Consider the following 26,327-nt stretch of genomic DNA (forward strand, 5'->3'; position numbering starts at 1 on the left):
GACCTCACTTAGCGTTTTTAGGAGCAAAACATTTTACAGCAAACACTTCAAAATAAGGCGAACCATAGGTTGCATAAAAATTAAACCGAATTCGGGTTACACCGTTTGCGTGTACCTGATGTTTGTTCAACGAAAGATAATTCCCGCGGACTTTAATTTCACTCTCGGTTCCGTCTGCCAAGGTTAAGGTCACATTATAATCTTGGATCAGTGGCTCGATCAGATCGTCGAAATGCTCCAAGTTCAGCTGCGAATTAAAAACAAGGTGGATTTCATCCAGATTCTTGGGGCTTGCAAAACCAAATTCCAACCATTCCTGGCCTTCCGTACGTTCAGAAATCCAGACGTTCGGCAGACCATAAGGTCTGGAGAAGCCGTTGACGACGTTAGCGGGATTGAACATCTCCTGGGATGGTATTAGATCCTTGAAGCAAATGCTCTTATTAAGCTTCTTTAACCTGGACGGCACTTCTGGCCTATAATGAAAGCTGACCGCCCCTGTTATTTTCTCTTCATTGCCGTATACGGCAAGGCTCGCCGTACCTTCCAATACAATGTAGATTTTGTCGTCAGCCGGCTTCTTGCAGCTGAGGTCCAGTGTAATCCAGTCATCGTGACCCGCTGAGATAAGCAAGCAGTAATCTTTCAGTTCACTGGTGGGAATATAGTTTTCCTTCCGTTCCCCGCCAAACAGCTTCACTTGCAACGTTTCCGATTGCTTGGATCTATTTTTAATTTTGATCTGCACGCTTTCAGCCACGGATGTCTGAATCGGCAAGACCAAACATAACGCTTTGTCCAGGGAGATCTCTTCGGTTGGTTGAAGATTATTGTAGCTTCTCTGAGACGAGGCGCGAATCGTTAATCCGTCAGCGTAATAAGGATCCAACGGCTCTTGAAGTCCTACAATCGTTTGCCCATCTCGAAGCAACTGCGCTTGAAGCTCGCTCATATGGGCTTTGACGATGGCCGCAGGGTCTGTCTCGTATTTTGCGCATAACGCAGCTGCTGTTCCTACCGCCTGCCCCATACAACCACAGGTTGCCATAACCCTTGTAGACCCGAATGCTACATGGGTAGCACTTATATTGCGGCCAGCAAACATGAGATTAGGAATATTGCGTGAAAATAAGCTACGGAATGGGATATTATACAATCCCGGCACAAAATTCCACGCGGTAGCCGGCCCCTCATCGTAGATGCCTTTATTCGCATGCAGATCCATGTACCAGCCTCCGACGGATACAGCATCTTCGAAATGAGGCTTTGCTGTAAGATCGTTCTGAGACAGCATGTGTTCCCCTATAAACCGTCTTGACTCGCGCTTTCCCGGAATCGGGCATACATAATCCAGGATAAGATTGTCTACATCATCAAACTCGCCGCTATTTTTGATATAATCCCATATCCCGTACACCAATTTCCGCAGTTCCAATGCGATATCTTCATTATTCTTAATAATGTCCATATGTCCGCCGTACTCCAGCCACCACAATCCGCCAAGCCCGTTGATTTTCCTTGGAAAAGACCGATGGTTTAATCCTTTTCGGATACTATCGAAAAAGGCCAACTTCGTAATATCATACGCAAAGCCAGGCCTTTTGTAAGGAACGGAATAGTCTACGTCACGGGCTTGAAACAGAATCGTATCACCCATGGTGTAATGATCCGCCACTTCTGGAGCGAGCTCCTCCTTGTATTCATGCTTCGCCTCTCTTCCCCATCGGAAGTGAGCACCTGCTTGATATCCCACAATTCCATCGCCGGAGCAATCGATGTAGGTTCGGCTTTCAAAACGAAATTTTCTTTCCGAAGCTAGTTGAAGGCCCTCTACCCATTGAATTCTGCCGTTCTCCATGCCCGTTTCATGCACGCATGTATTCAGGAATAGAGAAATGTTGGGTTCATCATAAACCATGTCGAGCAAGACCGTGTCCGAAAGCGAAAGCATAAGCTTCTTGTTGTATAACGGATTATAATGAAAGATCTTCAGCTTGAGTTCTTCTACCAACCCGCCCTCGCGAGCATAGTAGGATGGACTGTTTCCGAGATATGCCGACCCGTTGATATGAACCCTGACCTCGCTGCTCGCATTTCCCCCAAGAACCGGCCGATCATTAATAAGTGAAACCTGCAGTCCTTGGCGTGCGGCGGCAATGGCAGCACATATCCCGGCAATACCTCCGCCTACGACGGTTACATCTGCTTTTATAAGCTCCATTTGGATAACCCCCATGATTAGATGCTTCTATCATGGTAATGGTTTTGGTCTCTTTTTTTTTACAGGATTTTGCGAAAAAATCATACATTTTTAGCATCCTTATCTGGATTCATAGCGAGTCATTTTTATCCGGTATTGCTTAGGTGTATCCCCCGTATATTCTTTAAATAGTTTGCAAAAGTAACCTTCATTCACGATGCCTACTTCCTCGCACAATTCCAATAAAGAATAATCCCGTACATTTAACAGCTCGAGAGCAAGGTGAATTTTTTTACGATTGATATAGCTAATCACGCCTTCGTTCATTGTTTTCTTGAATAAGCTGCTAAAATACGATGGTGCTAAATTCACTTCCTCGGCAATAGCCTCCAGCGTTAAACGCTGTTTCAGGTTTTTCTCTATAAAATGCATAGCACTCATGATTTCTGCACGATGTAAAAGTTGGCCCGCGTGTACGTATTCGAATGTGAAGTCGCCAATATAGGCGAGCTGTTCCTGAAATGCCATAAATTCCATGGGGAATTCTTCTGCTTCTGTGTACAGCTTGTTGCCCGGTTTAAACTTCATGGTAATGTCTCTGTACAAGTCTCTAATCATTGGCACCATGATGGACTTGTGGATTTTATGGTCTGTAACAAATTGGTTCAGATTGGCGAGTGCATTCTCCAACTCTTCTTTGGTAATCTTCCTGTTCACCCATATCAGAAAATCAGCCAGTTTCTGCTGAAAGTCTGCTTTTTTGTCATTGTGGTACTGGAACCGATGCATGGGTGTTTTTACGACTTTCTCTGTATGGTAATAGAAATCCTCACTCACATGTTTTGCTTCCGTGTACGCTTGTTTGATCGATTCCCAGCCTCGATGTGGACCTCCAAAAGCGACAGATACCCTTTGATTCAAATATTGATGCAAATAAGAGACGATCTGCCCTCCCAATGATTGGCAAGCATATTCCGTTTCCATATCACTGCGGTTGTTTTCCCAGGATAGAAAGCCAATAAAACGATGATCAGACAGATCCGCAGCTACGCCGCTGCCTCCATTCATCACCGTTTCTTCGATGATATTTGTAATCGCGTATTTCAAGATGTTTTGATCAACGGCGGAGTATTCGTTTCGGAAACTTCCATACGTATTCATCTCAACAATGAAGCAGCAATAGTTCGCTTGAAAGAAATGAAACTGCATGCGATTGGCAAAATCAGATGCTCGATGAGAAGGAATTTCACCTCTGATCAGTTCATTAAAAAATTGCTTGCGCACTCTATATTTATTTTCAAGCACCGATACGTTTAACGATTGAAATTCTGCTTCTTTTTTCTTCAACTCATTTAAAATTCCGGCTGCCTTATCCAAAGCTCGAACCAAATCCGCTTCCCTCAGGGGAACCTTTACGATGTACTCTAATACGTTGGCTTGAATTGCTCGTTGGGCGTATTCAAAGGATGAATAGGCGGTCAGAAGTATGTATTGGGTATGAGGTAGCTCCGCCTTGAGCTGCTCAATCATGGAGATTCCATCCATTCGCGGCATAACGATATCGGATATGACGATATCCGGTTTAAGTTTTATGATCTCCTCGATCCCATTCAGCCCATTATTTGCTTTTCCCACTAGAACATATCGCTTATCCCTATGAGAGAGCTCATTAAAAAACAATTCCAATCTTTGAATGATCAGGTCTTCATCGTCAACAATGAAGCAGGTATATTCTCTCACCACTATGCATCTCCTTTTTGCAATTCTGCCGGGAATAAGGCGCGTACACGGGTTATTTCCTTAGGGATGCTGATGATGTGGAGCCCGAATTGATCTCCGTAGTGAAGTCTTATTCGACCATGAATATTATTTAGCCCGATTCTTTTCCTTTTCACTTCCATTTCACTCGGTTCTGAAGTTAAAATAGACTTTATTTTATCAGCGGGTATTCCCTCGCCTTGATCAACGACTTCTATGATGACGATACTGTTCTCCTTGTACGCATGAATCGTAATAGGGCCCTCAATTCCCCCTCCGTTATAGCCATGGAAGATACTATTCTCGACAAGAGGTTGCAGCAGCATTCGAAAAACCGGAAAATCCATTAATTCTGATTCGATATGTTCAATCAAGTGGAAGTTTCGGTTATACCGAATGTTCTGGATCTCGATATAGTCGGCTACATTTCGTAATTCCTGGCGCAGGGAAACCTTCTCTGAGGCATCGTTTATCCCATATTCCAATAATGAAATGAGCGACCCGATCACCACATCTACTTTCTCTATTTGTCCGAGACGTATGACATTGCTAATAGAACCAAGCGTGTTATACAGAAAATGAGGGTTAATTTGAGACTGCAGCACTTGGATTTCCAGCTTCCGCTCAAGTTCATTATGAAGTTCCGCTCGCCGAATCAGCTCTACAATCTGCTGCAGCATACGATCGAAAGCTCGTGAAAGATCTCCAAATTCATCGTTTCGATTAATCGTTATTGTCGTTGTGAGATTACCCTGTTCCACCCGTTTCATTTTTGTTTTGAGCGCATAGAGCGGATTTCTGATATATTTGGCAATTAAAAAAGAAATGAACAAACTTAAGATAAGACCTGCACCCAGAAGTTCGATATAATAGGTTTCCAATCGGGATAAAGCTGCTTTCAAGCGTGATTCATCGTTGAGTGAAATCATGGTCCAGTTAAATTTCTCCGTTGGCTTTTTTAAAAGGGAGACCGGAATGCCATCCTTGGTATGCAGTTGAAGGCTTGTTTCTGTCGTATCCAGGATTTGTTCTGCTGATGTCTCTCCTATCGAAAACGTATGGTCTTGAATATTCAGTAGTCCTTTATGATCAGAAAATCCAGCAATGATCTTACCCGACGCGGTGATCAGAGCCAGATTCATTTGTTCTTGTTTATTAATCTTGAACAAGGTTTCTTCAATGGCATTTAGATCCAAATCAACCGCAATGGCCATAGGGAACGGAGCGCCGTTCAGATACCGAACCATTGTAACGGTCCAGCCGGAATACTTGGATTTGTAAGGATCACTAACAAAGGTCGTCCTTCTGTTCTTGTCAGCTGCATCAAACAAAGGTTCTCTTTCAGATAAAGGTTCATCGAATATTCGGGTAGGTGTACTTCCGCCCAGAATGGATAAATCGCTTTTGATCAAATAAATATTACTGACATAAATACTGTTGAGTTCATACAGCTCCCTTAATTGCTTTTTAATCACTTCGGTATTGTTAATGTTGGCTTTCACTGATGTTTCAACTGAGAAGAGAATCGTCTGGAAGGAGGAAAAATTAACGGTGAAATACTGGTCAACCTTGTCTAGTATTTGATTGGTGTAAAAAATGTCATTGGTTCTTATTTCCTTTTGGACATAGCGATAAGATAATTGGCTTATCAAGATGATGCAGCTTAATACAAATGCAAACACGATAAAAAATAATTTTAAAGGCAAGCTGATTCTTCTTCGCATCGATCATCTTCCTTTTTAGTTCCATTTTAAACTAAGAATAGCATATGCTAATAAAGAGAGGGGCTACGAATAGCCACTCTCTTCGTTTATTTATTTTACTTGATAAGGCCGGCTTCTTTAAATTGTTTGATTGCGGTATCCTTATATTTCTGCATGTCAAACTTGGTATCCAGCGTCTGTAGGAAATTGTCCCAGTTGGAAAGAGGCTCTTTGCCCGTCATGAATTTAACTAAACTTTCATTAATGAAACGTGTGCGGTCAGCATCCAAGGTATCGCTGGGGTCAGGGGTCAATAAATTTCCGGGCAGCGTTGGCCCCACATATTGCTGATTGTCCTTGAAAGCTTCCGCCGTCTTCGGATTCTGGAAGCTGAAGTACTCCGCATCATCACCACGGCGCGGCATTCTATAATGATCGACCCACAGGTACTTTTCTTTCATTTCCTTCGATAACTCGGAGGTTTTATTTTTGATCTTGCCGTCTACGACATCCCAATGGATGCCTTTGATTCCGTATGCAAAGTTCGGATAGGCTTCTTCATCCGTAAAGAGATAATTCAGCATGGACAAGATCCGAATGATTTTGTCCTCGTCCGCTTTTGCGGATATGGCCCATGAATTGCCCTGGAACGATTTTCTCTCTACAATTTGATCCCCGTAAGGACCTTTCATCGGAGGTATAACGATCCATTCAGGTACCTCTCCACTAATTTCTTTCATTTTCTGTTGATAATCCGGCTCCAGTCTGCGAGCATCTCTGATCATGAATCCGACTTTACCCTTAAACATCTTTTGGTCCAACAGATCAGGCGAATTCATCGTCACCCAGTCTGGGTCAACCACCTTGGCTGCCATCATTTTATTAATGTAAGCAAGTGCCTCTTTCATTTTGGGATCGATAAATAGAAATACCGGTTCATTATCTTTCACTTCAACGGCCGAAGGGGGATTAACACCAAACATCCACATCAAGCTATCGAAGCCGTAGGTTTGCAGACTACCTTCTTTATTCATACCGCCGATGAATCCGTACGTATCGTTTTTGCCATTCCCGTCCGGATCTTTCTCTGTAAAGGCTTTCATAACTTCGAACAACTCATCAGGTGTCGTTGGCACTTCCATATTCAGCTTTTTCAGCCAATCGTTACGGATGAAGAAGCTTCGACTGATACCGTTTACATTATCATAGCCTGGAACTCCAATGGTTTTTCCTTGATAGGACATCGCCTCCCAGGAGTCGGTGCCAAACCGTTTCTGTAGTTCAGGGAATTGGTCCATATACGGTGTCAAATCCGCAAGAACACCTTGATCAAAATATTGTGCGAGATCAGCCCGGCTCTTTAAGAAGATCAGATCTGGAATATCGCCGCCTGCTATGAGCGTATTCAGTTTGGTTGTTGCTTGCCCTGCTTGAGGAATCATCATTTCCAGGTCAATATTCATCTCTTCCTCCAACATTTGGCGTTGAACATCTTCATCACGTGGAGGTACTGGAGCAGCAGCATTGAATGTACCTTGGTTAAACATTGAGATTTTCATTTTGGTTGCAAACTGGCTGGACTGACCTTGCGAATTACCCGAAGCTGTCGATGTAACTTCTTCATTTCCCCCGCATCCTGACAATAGCGTTCCCAGTCCAAAGATTGCCGACAAAATAGCAAATGAAATCTTCTTACGCTGCATATTGACCTCTCCTTTGCTTGTATATTATCACGGTTTCCCCGTAATAAGTTAGTTAGTTTGGAACACCTTTTAACCTTTAACGGATCCCAGGAGCACACCTTTGGTAAAATGCTTTTGCAAAAACGGATAAACGATCAATATCGGGACCGTAGTCACGACAACTGTAGCCATTTGCACAGCGAACGTACTGACAGCTCCGGAATTGGCGAGCGAATCAGCGCTTTGAGTTGCGATGTTAAGCAGGATGTTGCGCAAAATAACTTGAAGTGGCATGTAATTGGAATCATTGATATATACAATGGCATCAAAATAACTGTTCCAATGCCCGACTGCGTAAAATAAGGAAATGGTGGACAGGACGGGTAAGGACAGGGGTAAAATGATCCGCCATAACGTCTGAAGCTCACTGGCACCGTCTACCCTCGCTGATTCCTCGATTTCACCAGGCAATTGTTCAAAAAAGCCTTTAATGATCACGAGATTAAATGCACTAATGAGATTTGGAATAATCAATACCCATGGGCTATTCAGCAATCCCAGAGAGCGGATTAACAAATAAGTCGGAATCAATCCCCCACTGAACATCATGGTAAACACAATGAAGAGTAAAAACGGACTTCTTCCGGGCAAATATTTTTTGGATAACGGGTAGGCCGCAATCACCGTAAAAAACACATTTAACGCAGTGCCTACAATTGTTCGAAACAACGTAATTTTATACGCCTGCCAGATCCCATGAGAAATGAATACTTCTTTATAGGCCAGAAATGTAAAAGATTCTGGTATAATCACAATCCCTCTTCTCAGTACTTCCGATTCTGGGGTTACGGAGACAGCAACCACATATAGAAAGGGTAGCACGCAAAGTAGGGATAAAAAAATAAGAATTACATAAACGACGGTTTGCCAGACTTTTTCCCCGATTGTCAAATGGATCATTCTAAAGACCACCTCACCAAATTTGCCCATCGAATTTTTTGGCGAGCTTATTCGCTGCCAATACTAAAGCAAATCCGATGACAGCTTTAAATAACCCTACAGCAGTAGCCAAGCCAATCTTGAGACGTTCCAACCCTTCCCGGTATACCCATGTGTCGATAATGTCGATTTTCTCCTGGTTAAAGGTATTGGCAAACATGAATATTTGGTCAAAACCCGCATCGAGGATATGGCTTAATTTGAGGATAAGCATCAGAATAATAACGCCTCGAATCCCGGGTAACGTGATATGCCAGAGCTGTCTCCATTTGGAAGCGCCATCTATTCGAGCCGCTTCATATAAGCTTGGATCTATTCCTGCCAAGGCGGCAAGGTACAAAATCGCCCCCCATCCAATATCCTTCCATACTTCAGATAAAATGATCAGCATTCTGCCCCAGGCAGGTTCCGTTAGAAAAGAGATGGGTTCAACACCAAAATCCTTCAAAATCATGTTAAAGAGACCATCCCCTGGGGCTAGTAATGCTACCATAATTCCATACACAATGACCCATGACAGAAAATGAGGTAAATAAGTGATTGTCTGTACGATTTTCTTAAACCATTGGCTATAAACTTCATTGAGGAGTAAAGCAAGTACGATGGGCGCGGAGAAACCGAACAATAGCTTATACAACGATATGATGATCGTATTTTTCATGATGTCCCAGAAATAAACGCCGTTCATAAAATCCGTAAAATTTTTGAATCCCACCCATGGGCTATCCCATAGTCCCAGAGCCAGGTTGTAGTTTTTAAAAGCAATCATGATTCCCGCCATAGGAATGTATTTGAATACCGCAAAGTAAATTAAGGCTGGTAATAAGAGAGCATACATCACTTTGTACTTTTGTATCGTCCTTATCCATGACTTCCGCTTTTTGGAGAGGAGAATGGCGTCCGCTGTCAATTTCGCTTGCATATCATCACCTCATCTTTATTTGTAGTTGTATAATAGCATCCTCCTATCGGATAAAATTCTGAAATCTCACGAATTTCTTATAAGATCTATCGTAATTGGACTATGGATCGTCACAGTAAATCCCAATTGTCTTAACTATTCATTATGTAGCGGTAATTTTTATTAGCATCCTGCCTAAGATTCACTCATGACACAAGTTTTCTATGCATGTTACATATTTTATTCTCTAAAGGACCACCTTATTTGAGAAGGAGAGGTGGTCCTATATTGACGGATTTAAGTTGCGCTGCACAAGATGCCTCCGCTTCATCTGAAGGTAAGGAGAAGGGGCAGTTAAAATGGTGGCAGCTATCCCTGCTTGGCATAGGTTGTACGATTGGTACCGGATACTTTCTTGGTTCGGGAATAGGCATCAAGCAGACCGGACCTTCCATGGTGCTGTCCTTTTTGATTGCAGCATTGGGTACCTATATTGTGTTTCATTTCCTGGCAAAAATGACCACAGCGGATCCTCAGGAAGGTTCGTTCTGTTATTATGCCGGTAAAGCCTTCGGCCGTTGGGCCCGCTTTGGTTGCGGGTGGAATTATTGGAGTACCAAAATTTTAATCATGGGAAGCCAGTTGACAGCCTTGTCCATTCTCTCTCGATTTTGGTTTCCAAATGTTCCGCTCTGGATTTTCGCGGCTGGTTACGCCGTGCTGTCCATTTTTGTCGTCTTGCTCGGGACACAGTGGTTTGACAAAATTGAGAATGTTCTCGCTGTGGTTAAAACGGCAGCCATTGTCATGTTTATTCTGCTGGCTGCAGCTGCACTCTTTGGCTGGATTCATGGGGGAAGCAACGGACGGCCTGGCATGCCAAGTTCAGCAGCGGAACTGTTTCCCGGAAAGTTCCCTGCCTTTTGGTCATCTCTTCTCTATGCGTTTTACGCATATGGCGGTGTAGAGACCATTGGGCTCATGTCCATTCAGTTACAGGATAAAAAGGATGCCCCCAAAGCTGGGAAGGTCATGCTGACAGGTCTTTCAATCCTTTACATGTTATCCATCGGCATGGCGGTATTCATGGTGCACTATACCAAGATGAATGAAAAGGAAAGCCCGTTTGTCACAGCTCTATCGTCGTATCATTTGGCTTTCTTTCCCCATGTATTCAATGGAGCTATCATCTTGGCCGGCTTTTCAGCCATGAGTGCTTCGTTATTTGCTGTTGTGAACCTTTTGGTGACCATGTCCAAGGATGGAGACGCGCCTAAGTTATTCAAGGTGAAGTTGAAATTCAAACAACTCCCCTTAGCTTCTCTTGCACTGGCTGCGGTTGGACTAAGCGCGTCTATTGTGACAGCCTTGCTGCTTCCGGGGAAGATCTATGAATACATCACTACCGCAGCAGGAATATTACAGATGTATAACTGGTCCTTTATCATTATTGCGGCGTTCAAAATACTTCGCATCCGTACCCGAGATGTGATACTTGGCATATCAGGATTGATTCTATTATTAGGAGCCGTTAGCGGCACGTTAATCAAACCGGACATCCGAGTGGGTTTTTTAGTAAGTCTAATCATGATTTTTGTTATTGCTATGGTCACCTGGATCATGACAAGATGGTGGAAAAAACATAAGGTCTCCACGTAACAACAAAAAGAGGATATCCTTGATGGGATATCCTTTCCTGTTCAATCGATATCTATAACAGAGGGATATTGCCCTCCTCGCATTCCCGCCACGTTCTATGGTTCCACACCGAAGCCTGCACCTCACCCACATGAGCTTTTCGCAGCAGAAACATACACAGTCTGGATTGACCAATCCCGCCTCCAATCGTGAAGGGAAGTTCACCATTTAAGACAGATTGATGAAATTTAAGAGCAGCCCGTTCATTTGCTTGACTGAGATCCAATTGCTTTTCAAGTGCAGCGGCATCGACACGGATTCCCATGGATGAGACTTCCAGAGCCTGCTCCAGCACAGGATACCATAATAAAATATCTCCGTTTAGAGTCCAATCATCATAGTCCGGAGAGCGGCCGTCATGAACAATTCCTGAATTCAGCAGCCCACCTACCTGCATGATAAAAACAGCACCGTATTGGCGAGTAATCTCATTTTCACGCTCTTTTGGGGTGAGATCGGGATATTGGTTTTCTAACTCTTGCGTTGTAATAAAGAAGATCTGATCCGGCAGAATGGGTTCAAGGCATGGGTATTGAGTACAGAGTTCCTGCTCTGTGACTTGAATTGAACGATAGATCTTGCGTACTTCTTCCTTCAGAGTCGCCAGGTTACGTTTATCTTCAGCAATGACCTTCTCCCAGTCCCATTGATCCACATAGATGGAATGTAGATTATCCATCCACTCATCCCGTCTGATTGCATTCATATCGGTGTATAATCCTTCACCCACCTGAAATCCATACGTCTTCAGAGCCATCCGTTTCCACTTGGCCAATGATTGAACAACTTCAATCTGCCCCTCTTCCAGATCCAAGGCATCGAAAGAAACGGTACGCTCTCTTCCGTTCAGATTATCATTAATTCCTGTACCTTCCTGCAACAGAACCGGTGAGGGTACCTGTATCAGATTTAACTGCTGTTCTAATCGTTCCTGAAATTTCTTTTTTGCAAAATGTATGGCCTCAGCAGTTTCCCTTAGATTCAGTATCGGTTTGTACTTGGTTGGCACAACAATCGTTCGCAGCATTATAGTACATCGTCCCTTCAGTTTGATTATCATACAGTTCCCTGCATAACTGATGAGAGCAGTCTATGTGCCTATCATTGCTGTGTCGCGTTGTCCCAATCCGGCATTGCTGCATTTGGGTGTACGCCCATCCTCTAAGAGAGCAACGCACGCAGTCCTTGAATAGCAAAATATACCCCGAAACCAACCAGAGACAAACCGGATACAACCGATATGATGGAGAGACTTTTTTGATTGAGATAACGCCGCATACCTGTGGTTGAACCCGCCACCAGCAAATCCCAGAGTGTCAGTCCAATAAAGATCATGCTGCTGTAAATCAGCAAATGACTTGTCCCATATGACACTGCCGTTTTGGCCAGAATGGATCCATAGATCCCTAACCAAAAAATGATGGACATCGGGCTAGTGAGGGACATGAAAAATCCAAGCATGAAGCAGTGAAAGAGGGAATCTTTTTGATTGTTCTTCAGATGCAGCTTCAGTTTGTTGATCTGCAGGATGCTTTCAATTCCAGTATAGGTTAATATGAAGCCGCCAACGAGCCAGAGGAGAATTTGTACCATGGGGATGTTGAGGAACTGAACCAAACCTAGATAAATCAACAGCATAAAGGTGGCATCGGCAATCATGGAACCTACTCCAACCATCCAGGCATGCCAAAAGCCATTTTTGAGGCCCTTGTCCAATCGGGCTGAATTGACCGGCCCAATAGGAGCAGCAAGCGTCAAACCAAGGAAAATATAACTGATTAGAAGTTGAACACTCAAGACTTCCTCACTCCTACTCGCTCGTCCAGTTTATTTCACATTTTATGATGCCTATGAAGTTAAAATAACAAAATAAAATTTTAGAAAGGATTTTTAATTGGTTTCTTTCGAACAGTTAGAACTGAGACAAAAAAAGAAACCCATTCCTGGGTTCGATCTCCATGTGTTTTCCTCCAATAGTATCACGAGAGATATCTGATATCCCGAATTTCGACGTGAAAGATCCCCTTAAGTAACCGCACTCTAGAATAAGTTGGGATAGTACTTTAATCTCACAGGGAATGCGCTATAGTAAGTTTCCTGTGAGATTATTCTTATCGGAGTGAGGCTTGACTGGATGTTCCTTTCCAGAATACCGTAAGCCCTAAACCGATGATCAGAACTATTCCTGCAAAAAGGTAAGGGTAATGAATATTTACATCAAATAGAATTCCACCCAATGCTGGGCCAAAAAAATTCCCCAAGCTGGTGTAAGTGGAGTTCATTCCTGCTACGAAACCTTGCTGTTTACCAGCAGTTTTAGATAAGAAGGTAGTTAGCGCAGGTCGTAACAAATCAAACGCTAAAAAAATAAAACAAGTTACAATCAAAACGGCTATGAAGCTCGTGACAATAGTAGATATGAACGCTAAAACAGAACCCATGATTAGGCAGACCTGAATCACCATTTTTTCGCCTAATTTATTTACTAATTTTCCGAACAATAAAATTTGAATAATTACCGCTACAATGGAACTTATGGTGATGATACTTGCGATATCCTTGGGAGTAAAGCCGAATTTCTCATCCGAAAACAAGCTGAAAACCGTTTCGTAGGCAGATAATCCGAAAGCAAGGACAAAGACCATAATAAAGGCTATTAAGTAGATTGGTTGAATTGATTTCCTTAAATCCTTAACGAAGCTAGAACCCTTTGTGTTTAACGATAGTTGTTGCATCTCTTCATGTGACAGAGGCTCTTTTAATATAATTGAAGAGGAAATAGCGGCTAGGAGTGCCATAGCAGCGGCAAAGAAGAATGGCATCCTAATTCCGTAATCGGCAATAAATCCACCCACACCTGGCCCAATAATAAATCCGGTGCTGATCGCAGCGGAGACGTATCCCATCGCCTTTGGTCTGTCCTCTGTAGTAGTAATATCAGCCACGTATGCCGTTACAGCAGGCATGATAAAGGCAGCACTTATTCCTCCCAGTACTCTGGAAAAATAAAGTATTGAAACATGTGTTCCTAATCCAAAAATCAATTCTGATAAGCTAAATACCAGTAACCCGATAACGATCATTCTTTTTCTTCCAAACCGATCAACCCATCTACCCGCAAAAGGCGAAATAATTAACTGGGACAAGGCGTAAACTGCAACTAGATAGCCCATTGTACTTCCGGATAAATCCAACATGTCTTTGAAAGAAGGCATAACAGGAACAATTAATCCAATCCCGAGAAATGCTGTGAAAATATTACTTAGTAAAATTACCATTACCATTTTTTGATCTTTTATTGGCTTTTTCATCTGAAGACTCCTCTTACGACTAAATTCATATCTCATTTCATCATAAGATATAGTCTATAAGCTTTCAGTCCATTTTTACATAGATGTGGCAAAGTGTTTTGGGCATTTTAATTGATTGTTGAAAGTGTTTAATATCTCATTCGCCACCATGGCTTGCCCTCCACTCGAGGCTTCGTCCACAATGAAACCCTCTTTCTCCAAACATGAACGTACTTCATAGTAATTGTAATTGTTGTCTTGTTGCTCTGGCTTATTAAATGTCCTTCCTTTCATCATGAATTCTTTTTGGATAAAAGTGTTTCGTTAACTTATCGAATAAAAATAAAATTCGATTTATGATTGTAGTGTAATAAAATATTCTATACGAGGTGGAGAACAATGAGCACAGCTCTAATTATTGTAGATATTCAAAATGACTATTTCCCCAATGGAAAGATGGAATTAAGCAATCCTGAAAAAGCAGCATCTAATGCAGCAAAAGTGCTTGATTGGTTCAGACAAAACCATAAGGATAACATTTTCCATGTTCAGCATATCGCAAGTGACCCAGCAATAGGCTTCTTTCTTCCTGATTCGGAAGGAGTTGAAATACATGAAGCTGTTCGGCCATTAGAAAATGAAAGTATTATTACAAAACACTTCCCTAATAGCTTTTTACAGACCGAATTACAAAGCAAACTCAAAGAGAAAGAAATAACCAAAGTAGTGGTTGTAGGTATGATGACACATATGTGTATTGATGCAACCGTTAGAGCTGCGGTAGATCTCGGATATGAAACAACACTTATTGAAGATGCATGTGCAACGAGAGAGTTATCTTATCAAAATAAGGTCGTATCAGCTGAACAGGTCCATTATGCCTTTGTCGGCGCACTTAATGGCATGTATTGCGATGTGAAATCGACTGAAGATTTCACATCGCAATAAGAAATTAACACGATATTACAGAACACAATAGTTCAGATTAAAGTTGAAGGTGAAAAACTTCGAAACCAGTTGCATAATCAATTTATTGTAAAATAATAAAAGTAGAAAACATAAGGTCACTTCCACTCTGTCAAGCAAAGTGGGAGTGACCTTTGTTTATATCGACCTTATTATGAATTAGACATCCAGATTCTGACCATTTGACTCAATAACTTTCTTGTACCATTCGAATGATTTTTTCTTGGAGCGTTTTAATGTTCCTTGACCGTCGTCGTCCCGGTCAACATAAATGAATCCATATCTTTTTTTCATTTCGCCGGTACTTGCACTCACAATATCAATCGGTCCCCAGACAGTATACCCAAGCAAATCAACGCCATCGTAGTCGACAGCATCTCTCATCGCCTGAATATGCTCGCTTAGATAAGCAATTCGATAGTCATCTTCAACATATCCGCTCTCATCCGCTATATCGGCAGCACCGAGACCATTTTCTACAATGAATAAAGGTTTTTGATATCGATCATAAATGTTGTTCATCGTAATCCGCAAACCGAGTGGATCAATTTGCCAGCCCCAGTCACTAGCTTTCAAGTAGGGGTTAGGCAAGCTTGGGAACAAATTGCCTCCAATCGTATCCGTTTGTGTAGGATCTGCGCTAACCACACTGGAAGAATAGTACGAGAATCCGATAAAATCAACGGTGTGTTGTTTTAGTAATTCCTGGTCTCCTTTTTCGAATGGGAGAACTATATTTTTGCGTTCAAGATCTTTGAGTGTATAGGCAGGATACTCACCTCGTACCTGAACGTCAATGAAGAAGTAGCTTTGGTTCTCAACCTGCTTCGCTTTCCATATATCCTGTGGGTGGCATGTTCTAGGATACGGAGCATTGGCAGCAAGCATACAACCTACCATATTTTCCGGATCAACTTCATGGGCAATTTTGGTGGCCAACGCACTGGCTACCAGTTCATGGTGACTGGCTGTGAACTTTACAGCTTCCGCGTCTTCGTGTTCTTCAATGAACAGCCCAGCTGCTAAAAATGGTGCTTCTAAGACCATGTTAATTTCATTAAAAGTAATCCAATATTTAACCAACCCTTTGTAACGATTAAATATCACCTTACACAGTCTTTCATAGAAATGAACCATTTTTCTGTTCCGCCATGAACCATACTCCTTGACCAAATGCATTGGAACATCAAAGTGAGTAATGGTGACGAGGGGTTCAATATTATACTTTTGGCACTCTTTGAACAAGTCTTCGTAGAATTGAAGCCCAGCCTCATTAGGCTCTGTCTCATCTCCTTTGGGGAAAATACGGCTCCAAGCAATCGACAAGCGATATACCTTGAAACCCATTTCGGCAAACAAGGCAATATCTTCTTTAAAATGGTGATACATATCAATGGCTTCTTTAGCGGGATAGTAATAATTCTCGTCAAAGTCAAACATTTTAGTTTGTCCCATAAGTACACTTTCTCGCACGTCGCCAGTCGGGCTCAAATCAACGTTTGCTAGCCCTCTGCCGTCCGCATTGTAAGCTCCCTCTGATTGGTTAGCCGAGGTTGCCCCTCCCCATAAGAACCCATCTTTAAATCCCACATTTATCGTCTCCTTCTTTTTTATGAGATATATAATTATTCTCTTACAACAAGCCTGTCAGCAGCACATCGCCTGCGTTCACTTTATTTTCTTTGGTCTCGACGATTTCCAGATAATTCTCCGTGTTTGTAACAATCATTGGCGTTACTAAGGAATATCCTTCTTTCTCGATCTCGGCAATGTTAAATTCGACCAGTTTCTGCCCTTGATGCACAATGTCCCCTTCTTGCACGAAACTTTCAAAATGCTTTCCTTTCAATCGAACGGTGTTAAAACCGATGTGAATCAATACTTCCATTCCTTCATCCGAAATTATTCCAACGGCATGTTTAGTCGGGAAGAGCGTAACGATTTTTCCGGCAAAGGGGGCAAACAGTTCGCCTGTAGAAGGACGAATTCCAATCCCTCGACCTAATAGTTCTTGGGAGAAAGCCTCATCCTGAACGTCTTTAATCGGAATGATCTCCCCGTTCATCGGACTGAGCATCGTATGTTTTTTTCCAATCTTAGACACTGATTTAGGTGGATCTACAGACAATGTAGCAGAGTCAGCTTCCGTCTTATCATCCTTGAACATGACGAGTGTTAATGCAAATGAGACAATCATGGCAAACACTACACCAACGATGGCAATCATAATATTAGACGTGCCTGGTTCATTAGGGTCGAACATAGTCAAAAACTCAAATACACCAAATCCACCGAAAGTAAACTCTCTAAGGTTGTACATTCCATAAAATCCGCCGGCAACGCCCGAAACGATACAGCTCATAATAAACAGCTTCTTGCGTGGCAGGATAATACCGTAAACGACCGGTTCAGTGATGCCAAACAATGCAGAAATGGCCGAAGGGAAGCCTAGAGCCTTAAGCTTTTTATCCTTGGTTTTCACGATAATTGCAAGCACAATGGCCAACTGCGCAAATGAAGTTGCAAAGACGGAGGCCATGATAGTGTCATATCCCATGCTCGTAATGTTGTTAATATATAAAGGGATGAGTCCCCAATGCAGTCCGAACACGACAAGTACTTGCCATGAGAGCCCCAAAAGGAATCCTGCAAATAATGGACTTGCGTCTCGTACCACCAGTATGCCTTGAGCAATTAATTCAGACGCATAACTCGCAACAGGTCCGATCAATAGGAAGCCCAAGGATAAGGAAATCAGCACCGTGACCATCGGGATCATGAAAAATTTAATCGCACTCGGAACAATCTTATCCAGCGTACGTTGAACTTTAGATGCAAAGTAAACAACGATGATGATTGGCAGAACAGTGGATGTGTAGTTCATGCTGATCAATGGAACGCCGAACACATCCAGATAAACTGGAGAACTGAAGGCAGATCCGCTGAATAGTGTGTAAAGCGGCTCTCTAGAACCTGCCAAGGCATCCAACTGAATAGCGGGATAACACATAGCTAATCCAATGAGTATGCCGATAAAAGGTTGTACTTTAAACTTGTTAGCAGATGTATATCCCAAAAATACAGGAAGGAACATAAACAAAGCATCCCCCATGGCATTAATGATGATATATGCCCCGCTATCCGTTGTATAGAGGTTAAGTGTGCTGAACAACGTATTGAAGCCTTTTAGCATCCCCGCAGCTAACAGAATGCCGAGAATAGGTTGAAACAAACTTGATATTACATCAATGAAAGCGTCCAGCGGCTTTTTCTTTTTAACAACTTTTTCGTTTGAAGAACTCGTATTGTCTGGATTCCGTTTAACTAGTGAGTTGACCTCCGAATAAACTTCAGAAACATGATTTCCAATAACGACTTGATATTGCCCACCTGAACGTACGACTGTTACTACCCCGTCCAGCTTTTTCATAACTTCATCATCGGGTATGGAATCGTTCTTCAGATGAAATCTTAACCTTGTAACACAATGAGTGAGGTCACTAATGTTATCTGATCCCCCTACTTGACTCACAATCTCTTCTGCTAACTGTTGATATTTTCCCATTATGTTCTCCTCCATATTCTAGCTGAAACAGCATAGTGAAGGGTTTGGCCAACTTAATGTCACCATCCTGGCTTGCTTTTAAACCCTCACCTCCTTTCATGGTTACGTTATGATCTTGTCTTATACACCACACGTTGAATGTGGACCGTCAAATACAGCTTTTCTTCACCCGTAAGGCTGTAATTGTAGTTGTTTTTGATGTAGGTTTCGATTTTCCCCACACAACGATATGCATTCTGATGTTTTTCTTTTATCACATCCAGAAGATCTTGGTCGCTTTCATTCTCATGTAAGTTTCCACTGATTAATCTTTGAGCAAAAAATTTCAGATGCGTAATAAATCTATAGAATGCTAAGGATTGCTCATCGAATTCAATTTGAAAATAATATCTGACAATGTCGCTAATTTCTTGAATGATTTTAGTCACTCTGTAGATATCCTGACTTTCTTGGCGATCCTCCGCGTTGACTATGTGCAAAGCAAGGAAACCAGCCTCGTCTTCCGGAAACTGAATATCAAAAGACTCCTTAATGAATTGAAGCGCCTTCAAACCAACCTTAAACTCATCTGCGTAAAACCGTTTAATATCCCAAAGCAGAGCATTCTTAAGGGAGATACCGTCTTTGAAACGGTTTACAGTAGAAAAAATATGGTCACTGAGAGAAATGTATACACTATCATTCAGTTTTTTGCCTAACGTCATTTTTGCAAAATTTATGATTCTATCCGCAACATCGAAGTAATCTAAAGGGATTTCCGTCAGAAGTTCCTGAAATTTGATAAATGCCTCCTTGGTAGAAAGGGAGTAAATTTTATCAATGCTTTGCTCGTCAAGGGCCTCGCCTATTCTCTTCTGGTAAGCAATTCCTTTACCCATGACAATGACTTCCTGTCCCAATTTGTCGTGGGTAACCGCGACATTGTTGTTAAGGATTTTAAGAATAATCATCGCATTCCCCCCTTAATACAAATAAAAAGACCCACCCGCACATCTCAAAATAAACGCTAAATATAGCGCAAATTCACGATGTGCAAGCAGGTCTAGCTTGTAATTAAACAATCACTATCCTTAACTCGCATTCTCATTATAGCCGCGGCCGAAAGATTTAGCAATAACCGTTTTAATTTGTTCAACTACTTGCCTCTGCCTAGAATCTGGTGCGCAGCCAGTAAAGAAACGCTTCATTGCATACATGGATACGTTGATGCCAGTTTTCCTTTATTACTCGAAAGATAACAACCTCTAACGGCGTACAACTGGCGAAAGCCCCGACGCGCCAGAATTCTGGCGGCTTTATTTCGCTGAATCCAACTACGGGACAAGATGAACACCTCATCATTTTGTTCAATATGTTTGCTCCACAATACTGGTAGTCTGCCAACCGAGATATTTATTGTACCCGGAATATGACCACTCCAATACTCGCTTGCATCCCTAACATCCAAGATCTTCACCTTTTCCCAGCATTCATAATTGAGGCCCATGTCCTGGATATTAATATAAGTAAGTGAACGTAATGCCCACAGTTGAGTCAATCCCCATATACACACCAGCCCCAATAAGATATAGATAAATGTCATCGAAAATAATCCTTTCTCAACAAAATTGCAAGTCCTGAAAACTGCCAGGCGTATCTCCTATTCGAGTGCACAGTCGGCACAAGTAATCAACGGGAAATGAATCAAGCTGGCTCCAAATTTGATTGGTGCCAGCTCAAGTAAGTGTGACTTTTGCCCGGTGTTGTTCCCAAGAGTTCCGATTCATTGGGTTTACATGGACTGGGTGTACAATTCGTATATCTGATCCAGTTTATGCTTAAGCTCGTTAAAGCGAACAAATCGATCTGCTCTGACATATTCCTTCTGTTCTATGATCAGCAACATGATCGGAGCTGTGAAAATCATATATTTCTCTGCTATGCTCTCTACATTGTGAATGTCGATATGCCCCAATTGAATCTTAGGATATTCTTCTAATAGCATTCTGATCTTAGGGAGCAATGCATGACAAACACTGCAATTCGTTTGAGATACATATAAAAAACTTAATTCATGTTCACTAACAAACCGTTCCACCATATCTAGCGAAGCTAATTCCATCATTTCTTTCATATCTGTATCCTCACTGACGAACCTGCATTATGAATGAACGTCAATCCCAGTTTAGTTGATTTTCCTCAATGTATTGACTTACTACATCTGTACCAGATTCAATCTCTACTTTGCCTTCTACTTCAATCTGAACACCTGCTTTTTTGAGCAGATTTCCTACTTCACACACTTGCTCTGCGCTAATCATGATTTTGCGCACAGACTGAATCTGCTCTTCAGTGGAATTCGCGGACAAAATAACTTGAGGAAGATGGACAATTCGAAATCCTTCTTCTTTGGAATTTACAGCCTCTGTGTTCATCACTATTCCAGTAACTGACAATTGCTTCTGTTCCAACATATACACGAGTGTCATGATGTAACAAGTAGTGGCAGAGGAAACCAACAATTCTTTAGGATTGGCTCCTTCCCCACTCCCTCCCGAAGACTCGGGAATCGCGATATTCGTTTTAAGATAATCTGCCTTTAGTCTACCGCTACCTTTAGTGTCTTTATACCATGCAGTGTTCAAATTAGATTTCATATCGGCCATGTCGATCCGCTCCTTTTATTATCCAGTCAGTTTCCCTTAGACGATGCGCTTTAAGGCATGGATGAATCCCGTATGCATCGCTTCGTGATACAGGGCTAAGTTACACACTTCCCCCATGCTATTCAATTGGAGAACAGGTCCCAATTTCAATGGTTCTGGCAGGGTTTCATCAGAATAAATCTCTACGTGTTGTTTGATGCGTACAACCTGATCCTGCAACTGCGCAAGTAATGTTGACAACGGGATGGGCTCACCTGTCCAGTCAGAGGGTTTGGTACCGGGAGCGAACAAGCTGGTATATTCCTTAGGTAGGCCAGAAGTTTGGAGATTGTTGAAAATAAACATTTCAGCTACTGTAAGAATGTGCCCAACATTCCAACGTATAGTGTTACTGAATCCGACGGGTTGTTTGTCGGCGCTAGTTTCGGATACCGATTCCAATACTTTGTATAAATTTCCGCGAGTGATATCTAACTGTTTGGCAAAGTGTGAATAATTCATTGTATACCATCCCTCATTTTAGGTTTATAAAGTAGTAGTTATTAGTTCAAAACAGCAGCTATGTGTTCTTTTGTAATCGACCAATGAGAGGCAGTCCAAAATTTCTCTTTGTTATTAACATAGATAATTTGAGGAGATTCATGTTTAACATCAAGATCCTGAGTAATTTGATTAGAAACATGTCGCGATTCAAAGACCTTAACAAGATAAAAATCAATGTCTTCAGTGTGGCTCTCTTTGATGTACTGTTCGTATTCCGCTAGTGCATTCGCACTCACTGGGCATGTAGTGCTATGCTTAAGTATTATCTTTCCGCGTTGATCCGACTGTTCCAATACTTCTTTCCATTGGTCCAGTGTCGATATCTCTTTCCAGTTCAACAAAATCACTCCTTAGTAGAATAATCATTTCTTGATGTCTAGTTACATAGTTAATTGGTTAACTAGGATAATGTTATTCGAATGATTTATATTTGTCAAGATGATCTGTTCTCATATAAAAGCATTATTCCTATTGTTTTACGCCCTTCATTGATTTTTGTGAACGATTGTTTTAATATTGAGCTTATCTAGAACACTAGTTAACCCAGAAAGTTGGATGGTTATATGGAACATTCTCGTTTGCCCTTCAAAACAGATCCCCAATCTCCACTGCCTATTAATGTGCAAATTAAAGAACAAATTAAATGGCTGATCAGTAAAGACTTTCTGAAAGCGGATGATGCTTTGCCTTCAACGAATGAATTAGCGGAGCAGCTCTCTGTTAATAGAAACACGATACAGTGGATATATTCACAGCTCAAAGAAGAAGGACTGCTGATCATGCAAAAAGGACGAGGAACTCGAATAGCTAATGAAGACCGGATAAAGGAATTCAAGCAGCAAAATCCTTATTTTTCATTCGTGGAGAAGACCGTAAAAGACGCATTTGAACAAGGTTTCAATATAGAAAATGTCATGTTGTCAGGATTTGCATATACACAATTATTTGGAGCCAAACACGAGAAGAAGAAGCGTTACCTTTTCATTGAATGCAAAACTATGGCCTGCCTGTTTTATCTGGAGGAAATCCAGCGTCGTTCATCGGCAGACATTCAATCGATTGATATTTCATCACCAGACGAGGAGCTTTTTCAAGCTATACAAAAAGCGGATGTGGTAGTTACCGTGAACGAAATGACGGAAGTTGTAAAAAAGAAAGCTGGATCTTCAGAAACAAAAATAATATCTGTAAGCTCGTCCCAAGATGTGACTCTGTTATTCGACATGTTATTGCAATAAGAGCAAACGTATACGATTGGATTTACTTTTTTATGTAAGCAATTAATCAGAATATCCTTGAATTCGGTACGAATTAATCCAACCCGTTGAATTCAGGGATATTCTGTGTAATCAGGTGACTAATGCTGATGAATATTCGTGATCTTGTTAACCATTTTTACTTTATTGATGAAACTGTGGTAAATAAGCTCGGTGGGCTTCAAGCAACTCATCCAGCAAGGCCTTTGCTGTGTCGCCACTTTGAACAAGCGGATTCATGGTAAATGCTTGTAATGCCGTAGCATAATCGCCTGTCACAGCGGCTTCTATAGTGAGTTCTTCCATTGCTTTCATTACTTGTAACAATCCTCGTTGTGCGGAAGGGAATGAGCCGAAATGTAAAGGTTCTGCACCGTGAGAAGTAATCATGCTTGTAATTTCAATCGCACTCTCAGGCGGCAGATCACTGATTGCCCCGTTGTTCCGAGTGCTTACAACCATTCGAGTCCCTTTATCGTTATAAATGGAATTGATGATCTCACATGCAGCATCACTATAATGCGCACCACCTCTTTTTTCCAGCTCTTTCGGTTTGTAATCCAGCGTCGGATTCCTGTAAAGTTCAAAAAGGCTTTCTTCCAACTGTTTAACGACTTGACCACGACTACCTACTGTGTTTACTTCTTCCAGCTCTTCCTGGATCATGGCATCCGTCATGTAGTAGTAACGGTGGTATGGACAAGGAAGCATTTCCAGTTGGAGAACCTGTTCGTGCAAAAATCGCATATTTTTGATATTCTCAACCATTTTATCCGCTTTGGCTTCCGGTCCGTACATTCAAATATAAATTGACGGTGGACTTCCCGAATTTTCAGGATAAAGTTTATGTGCGAGACGGAGAAGAACTTGCAAAATGGTGGATTGCACAAACAAACAGACCTGATGCTATTTTTTGTGCTAATGATGAGGTTGCAGCCGGATTTATTACTGAACTACGGAGGAATAAATTTTCGGTTCCAGGGGACGTTGGGATCATCGGATTTGATAACACCGAGGTTGCAAATTTAATGGATCTGACAACGATTCACTATCCTGTGGATCAGCAGGCAGAGAATGCATTTTTAATTCTACAGAACATGCTTCATTCAACTGACAAAACGTTGGTTGCTCTGGAGTACACTTTGATTGAAAGGCATACGACTTAGGTGATTTCAAGAATTTCAAACTTCTTGGACTCGAAAATACTGGAAACGACCGTCCCCTAATACAGTATGGGGAAACGGCCGAAATTAAATTTCTCTATTTCATAACTACCTGTTATCGTTCTGTTATAGAGAGTTGTTTCGAAGTGCACTTTCTTTTCTACCATATAAGAAATAATAAAAAACAAGTGTTGCCAAAACAAGCAGGCCTAGAAATACGTACAAACCATCATATCCTGCATATGGAATGATCAAACCGATAACAGATGGCCCAAATCCGTTCCCTAAATCTATAAAAATAAAGAAAGTGGCAGTTGCTAAACCAACTCGGTGAGGTTCGGCTAAACGGATAGATACCGCTTGAGATATAGAAGAAATGTTACCAAAACCTAGAGCGACCAGTGCTGCTGCCAGCAACAAAGTAACGCCACTGGTAACCGATCCTAAAAGGAGTAAACCTGCCCCGAAAAGGACAAAAGCGGGATACATAACTAAGTTTGCTCCTTTTTTGTCCACGATCCGTCCAGTAAATGGTCTCGATATCAGGACAAAAACGGTATACACCATAAAGAAAAAACTTGCCGAATCTACTAAGTTCAATTCCAAAGCATAGACATTTAAATACGAGATTATACCAGAAAAACAGAAACTCATCAGAAATGCAATGATTGCTATGGGTAACACTTTCAGTTCTATAAAGTCAACAAGATTTATTCCCGTTCTTTTTTTCGCTTCACTGTTATTAGGCAAAGGAATATTTATGAAAATTGCAATCACAAAATTAATAAGTCCCAGCAAGAAACATAAATAATAAATCATATTGAAACTTACATTCTGACTCATATACATACCGATAAATGGACCTAAACCAGTCGCTAATGCCGTACTAATTGCAAAATAACTAATTCCTTCACCTTTTCGAGATGCTGGAAGAGTCATAACGACAACTGTGCCTACAACAGTTTGTGCCATCCCTACCGTGAATCCATTTATCAATCGACTTAAAATGAGAAAAGAAATATTGTAATGAATGAGGTAAAGTAATGTTGTTAAAATAAACATAAGCAGTCCAGTTATCAATATTTTTTTTGATTTTACCAGTCGTCCTGTTAATAACCGACCTATTAATGATCCGATAATGAAAACACCTGCAATAATCCCTGCTTGGCTGGATGTTGCATTAAACTCATTAATGGCATACAACGTAATTGTCGAATTTAATAAAAAGAAAATTAAAGTTATAAAGAAATTTATAGCTGAAAGAGAAATGAACTCTCTTGTCCACAGTCTTGTATTTAACTGGCTCATGATGATTCTCCTTGATTATTTATAAGTATCTTACATATTTGTGCGTGGTGTATTGTACTGAATCAGACTATACTTGTTGCATAGGGGATAGAATGAAATTAAAGATATCTGATCCTCAATTCATTAAAGAAAGGAATTCAAATGTTAGATAATACTGATCGTCGAATATTAGATGAATTATCCAATAACAGTCGAGTTACGATGAAAGAACTTGGCACAAAAATTCATATGACTGGACAAGCTACTGCGTCTAGGGTAGCAAAACTAGAAGACAATGGAGTCATTGAGGGATATACCATTAAAGTTAATCAAGCTAAATTGAGCTGCTATATACATGCATTTATTACAATATTCACAAAAGAAACAAACCATCAATTTTATCTCTCTTTTATAAAGACACAAATGAACTATATAATAAATAACTATAGGATTAGTGGAGAGGGATGTTATATTTTGGAGTGCAGGTTTCCGTCCAATGAATACTTAAATGATTTTCTAGTTGATTTAAATAAACATGCCAATTACAAACTCTCCACTGTTATTAATAAAATGGATATTTGAAGCTTTGATTATTATTAAATTATGTGATCATTCCAGAAAGAAGCGAGATTCATTAAGACCCGCTTCTTTAATGGAATTATTTTCATTTC

The 26,327-nt window shown here is 41.3% G+C and carries 23 protein-coding genes and 1 pseudogene; 5 read left to right on the plus strand and 19 right to left on the minus strand.

Translation table 11 applies throughout. The features are described 5' to 3' along the window. Nucleotides 1–4: 4 nt before the first annotated feature. The 6 genes from FS628_RS23650 to FS628_RS23675 all read right to left on the minus strand — a co-directional run bounded on the left by FS628_RS23650 (nucleotide 5) and on the right by FS628_RS23675 (nucleotide 9,264). The gene (locus tag FS628_RS23650; RefSeq protein WP_260871160.1) at nucleotides 5–2,221 is read right to left on the minus strand and encodes an FAD-dependent oxidoreductase; all 2,217 of its coding nucleotides are present in this window, start codon (nucleotides 2,219–2,221) and stop codon (nucleotides 5–7) included. A 99-nt stretch (nucleotides 2,222–2,320) separates the two neighbouring features. Beyond that, entirely contained in the window at nucleotides 2,321–3,943 is a 1,623-nt protein-coding gene (locus FS628_RS23655) for a response regulator transcription factor (protein WP_145325423.1), read from the minus strand. Further along, on the minus strand, nucleotides 3,943–5,640 hold the full coding sequence (locus tag FS628_RS23660) for a sensor histidine kinase (protein WP_260871161.1): 1,698 nt from the start codon (nucleotides 5,638–5,640) through the stop codon (nucleotides 3,943–3,945). Before FS628_RS23660 ends, FS628_RS23655 begins: the two co-directional genes overlap by 1 nt. Nucleotides 5,641–5,777: 137 nt before the next feature. Continuing rightward, nucleotides 5,778–7,364: an extracellular solute-binding protein gene (locus tag FS628_RS23665; RefSeq protein ID WP_145325425.1), complete on the minus strand. Its 1,587-nt coding sequence runs from the start codon at nucleotides 7,362–7,364 to the stop codon at nucleotides 5,778–5,780. Nucleotides 7,365–7,433: 69 nt separating this feature from the next. Then, nucleotides 7,434–8,303: a carbohydrate ABC transporter permease gene (locus tag FS628_RS23670; protein WP_145325426.1), complete on the minus strand. Its 870-nt coding sequence runs from the start codon at nucleotides 8,301–8,303 to the stop codon at nucleotides 7,434–7,436. Nucleotides 8,304–8,316: 13 nt separating this feature from the next. Continuing rightward, complete coding sequence (locus FS628_RS23675; protein WP_145325427.1) at nucleotides 8,317–9,264, minus strand: ABC transporter permease; 948 nt, start codon at nucleotides 9,262–9,264, stop codon at nucleotides 8,317–8,319. Between the two features lie 267 nt (nucleotides 9,265–9,531). Here FS628_RS23675 and FS628_RS23680 point away from each other — a divergent pair, with 267 nt between their 5' ends. Beyond that, the gene (locus FS628_RS23680; RefSeq protein WP_260871162.1) at nucleotides 9,532–10,902 is read left to right on the plus strand and encodes an amino acid permease; all 1,371 of its coding nucleotides are present in this window, start codon (nucleotides 9,532–9,534) and stop codon (nucleotides 10,900–10,902) included. Nucleotides 10,903–10,954: 52 nt separating this feature from the next. Here FS628_RS23680 and asnA read toward each other — a convergent pair whose 3' ends face one another. The 3 genes from asnA to FS628_RS23695 all read right to left on the minus strand — a co-directional run bounded on the left by asnA (nucleotide 10,955) and on the right by FS628_RS23695 (nucleotide 14,252). Further along, a complete protein-coding gene (gene asnA, locus FS628_RS23685) occupies nucleotides 10,955–11,968 on the minus strand; it encodes an aspartate--ammonia ligase (protein ID WP_145325429.1) in 1,014 nt (337 codons plus the stop codon). Between the two features lie 134 nt (nucleotides 11,969–12,102). Continuing rightward, entirely contained in the window at nucleotides 12,103–12,738 is a 636-nt protein-coding gene (locus FS628_RS23690; protein WP_145325430.1) for a LysE family transporter, read from the minus strand. Between the two features lie 314 nt (nucleotides 12,739–13,052). Then, on the minus strand, nucleotides 13,053–14,252 hold the full coding sequence (locus FS628_RS23695) for an MFS transporter (RefSeq protein WP_145325431.1): 1,200 nt from the start codon (nucleotides 14,250–14,252) through the stop codon (nucleotides 13,053–13,055). A 378-nt stretch (nucleotides 14,253–14,630) separates the two neighbouring features. On the opposite strand from FS628_RS23695, the gene FS628_RS23700 reads away from it, so the two are divergent. Next, a complete protein-coding gene (locus FS628_RS23700; RefSeq protein WP_145325432.1) occupies nucleotides 14,631–15,179 on the plus strand; it encodes a cysteine hydrolase family protein in 549 nt (182 codons plus the stop codon). Between the two features lie 177 nt (nucleotides 15,180–15,356). Here the strand turns inward: FS628_RS23700 and FS628_RS23705 are convergent, their stop codons facing one another. From FS628_RS23705 to ytxJ, 8 genes are all read right to left on the minus strand, one after another. After that, complete coding sequence (locus tag FS628_RS23705; protein ID WP_145325433.1) at nucleotides 15,357–16,787, minus strand: 6-phospho-beta-glucosidase; 1,431 nt, start codon at nucleotides 16,785–16,787, stop codon at nucleotides 15,357–15,359. A 43-nt stretch (nucleotides 16,788–16,830) separates the two neighbouring features. After that, a complete protein-coding gene (locus tag FS628_RS23710) occupies nucleotides 16,831–18,762 on the minus strand; it encodes a beta-glucoside-specific PTS transporter subunit IIABC (protein ID WP_145325434.1) in 1,932 nt (643 codons plus the stop codon). 107 nt (nucleotides 18,763–18,869) lie between these two features. After that, nucleotides 18,870–19,712, minus strand: a complete 843-nt coding sequence (licT, locus tag FS628_RS23715) for a BglG family transcription antiterminator LicT (protein WP_145325435.1) — start codon at nucleotides 19,710–19,712, stop codon at nucleotides 18,870–18,872. Nucleotides 19,713–19,945: 233 nt separating this feature from the next. After that, nucleotides 19,946–20,344 carry a rhodanese-like domain-containing protein gene (locus FS628_RS23720; RefSeq protein ID WP_145325436.1) on the minus strand — a complete coding sequence of 133 codons (399 nt, stop codon included), beginning with the start codon at nucleotides 20,342–20,344 and terminating at the stop codon, nucleotides 19,946–19,948. 189 nt (nucleotides 20,345–20,533) lie between these two features. Beyond that, on the minus strand, nucleotides 20,534–20,875 hold the full coding sequence (locus tag FS628_RS23725; RefSeq protein ID WP_145325437.1) for a thioredoxin family protein: 342 nt from the start codon (nucleotides 20,873–20,875) through the stop codon (nucleotides 20,534–20,536). Nucleotides 20,876–20,915: 40 nt separating this feature from the next. Beyond that, nucleotides 20,916–21,407, minus strand: coding sequence for an OsmC family protein (locus FS628_RS23730; protein ID WP_105598995.1), 492 nt, complete (start codon nucleotides 21,405–21,407; stop codon nucleotides 20,916–20,918). 36 nt (nucleotides 21,408–21,443) lie between these two features. Beyond that, entirely contained in the window at nucleotides 21,444–21,908 is a 465-nt protein-coding gene (locus FS628_RS23735) for a DinB family protein (RefSeq protein WP_145325438.1), read from the minus strand. Nucleotides 21,909–21,949: 41 nt separating this feature from the next. Further along, the gene (gene ytxJ, locus FS628_RS23740) at nucleotides 21,950–22,288 is read right to left on the minus strand and encodes a bacillithiol system redox-active protein YtxJ (protein WP_145325439.1); all 339 of its coding nucleotides are present in this window, start codon (nucleotides 22,286–22,288) and stop codon (nucleotides 21,950–21,952) included. Between the two features lie 225 nt (nucleotides 22,289–22,513). Here ytxJ and FS628_RS23745 point away from each other — a divergent pair, with 225 nt between their 5' ends. Beyond that, nucleotides 22,514–23,188: a GntR family transcriptional regulator gene (locus FS628_RS23745; RefSeq protein ID WP_145325440.1), complete on the plus strand. Its 675-nt coding sequence runs from the start codon at nucleotides 22,514–22,516 to the stop codon at nucleotides 23,186–23,188. Nucleotides 23,189–23,350: 162 nt separating this feature from the next. On the opposite strand, the pseudogene FS628_RS23750 reads toward FS628_RS23745, so the two are convergent. Continuing rightward, nucleotides 23,351–24,004: pseudogene (locus FS628_RS23750) on the minus strand (6-phospho-beta-glucosidase); the annotation flags it as partial. A 50-nt stretch (nucleotides 24,005–24,054) separates the two neighbouring features. Here FS628_RS23750 and FS628_RS23755 point away from each other — a divergent pair. Next, nucleotides 24,055–24,372: a substrate-binding domain-containing protein gene (locus FS628_RS23755; protein WP_260871163.1), complete on the plus strand. Its 318-nt coding sequence runs from the start codon at nucleotides 24,055–24,057 to the stop codon at nucleotides 24,370–24,372. 123 nt (nucleotides 24,373–24,495) lie between these two features. Here FS628_RS23755 and FS628_RS23760 read toward each other — a convergent pair whose 3' ends face one another. Next, entirely contained in the window at nucleotides 24,496–25,677 is a 1,182-nt protein-coding gene (locus tag FS628_RS23760; RefSeq protein ID WP_145325442.1) for an MFS transporter, read from the minus strand. A 141-nt stretch (nucleotides 25,678–25,818) separates the two neighbouring features. On the opposite strand from FS628_RS23760, the gene FS628_RS23765 reads away from it, so the two are divergent. After that, nucleotides 25,819–26,238 carry an Lrp/AsnC family transcriptional regulator gene (locus FS628_RS23765; RefSeq protein ID WP_145325443.1) on the plus strand — a complete coding sequence of 140 codons (420 nt, stop codon included), beginning with the start codon at nucleotides 25,819–25,821 and terminating at the stop codon, nucleotides 26,236–26,238. Nucleotides 26,239–26,327 lie beyond the last annotated feature (89 nt).

The organism is Paenibacillus xylanexedens (assembly GCF_007676705.1).
Classification (GTDB): domain Bacteria; phylum Bacillota; class Bacilli; order Paenibacillales; family Paenibacillaceae; genus Paenibacillus; species Paenibacillus xylanexedens_C.

Excerpts from the sequence above, each read along its gene's own strand:
- FS628_RS23650 (WP_260871160.1), bottom strand. The coding sequence starts at position 2,221 with ATGGAGCTTATAAAAGCAGATGTAACCGTCGTAGGCGGAGGTATTGCC.
- FS628_RS23725 (WP_145325437.1), bottom strand. The coding sequence starts at position 20,875 with ATGAAAGAAATGATGGAATTAGCTTCGCTAGATATGGTGGAACGGTTT.
- FS628_RS23760 (WP_145325442.1), bottom strand. The coding sequence starts at position 25,677 with ATGAGCCAGTTAAATACAAGACTGTGGACAAGAGAGTTCATTTCTCTT.
- FS628_RS23665 (WP_145325425.1), bottom strand. The coding sequence starts at position 7,364 with ATGCAGCGTAAGAAGATTTCATTTGCTATTTTGTCGGCAATCTTTGGA.
- FS628_RS23700 (WP_145325432.1), top strand. The coding sequence starts at position 14,631 with ATGAGCACAGCTCTAATTATTGTAGATATTCAAAATGACTATTTCCCC.
- asnA (WP_145325429.1), bottom strand. The coding sequence starts at position 11,968 with ATGCTGCGAACGATTGTTGTGCCAACCAAGTACAAACCGATACTGAAT.
- FS628_RS23695 (WP_145325431.1), bottom strand. The coding sequence starts at position 14,252 with ATGAAAAAGCCAATAAAAGATCAAAAAATGGTAATGGTAATTTTACTA.
- FS628_RS23675 (WP_145325427.1), bottom strand. The coding sequence starts at position 9,264 with ATGCAAGCGAAATTGACAGCGGACGCCATTCTCCTCTCCAAAAAGCGG.
- FS628_RS23730 (WP_105598995.1), bottom strand. The coding sequence starts at position 21,407 with ATGGCCGATATGAAATCTAATTTGAACACTGCATGGTATAAAGACACT.
- FS628_RS23720 (WP_145325436.1), bottom strand. The coding sequence starts at position 20,344 with ATGACATTTATCTATATCTTATTGGGGCTGGTGTGTATATGGGGATTG.
- FS628_RS23745 (WP_145325440.1), top strand. The coding sequence starts at position 22,514 with ATGGAACATTCTCGTTTGCCCTTCAAAACAGATCCCCAATCTCCACTG.
- licT (WP_145325435.1), bottom strand. The coding sequence starts at position 19,712 with ATGATTATTCTTAAAATCCTTAACAACAATGTCGCGGTTACCCACGAC.
- FS628_RS23670 (WP_145325426.1), bottom strand. The coding sequence starts at position 8,303 with ATGATCCATTTGACAATCGGGGAAAAAGTCTGGCAAACCGTCGTTTAT.
- FS628_RS23765 (WP_145325443.1), top strand. The coding sequence starts at position 25,819 with ATGTTAGATAATACTGATCGTCGAATATTAGATGAATTATCCAATAAC.
- FS628_RS23735 (WP_145325438.1), bottom strand. The coding sequence starts at position 21,908 with ATGAATTATTCACACTTTGCCAAACAGTTAGATATCACTCGCGGAAAT.
- FS628_RS23710 (WP_145325434.1), bottom strand. The coding sequence starts at position 18,762 with ATGGGAAAATATCAACAGTTAGCAGAAGAGATTGTGAGTCAAGTAGGG.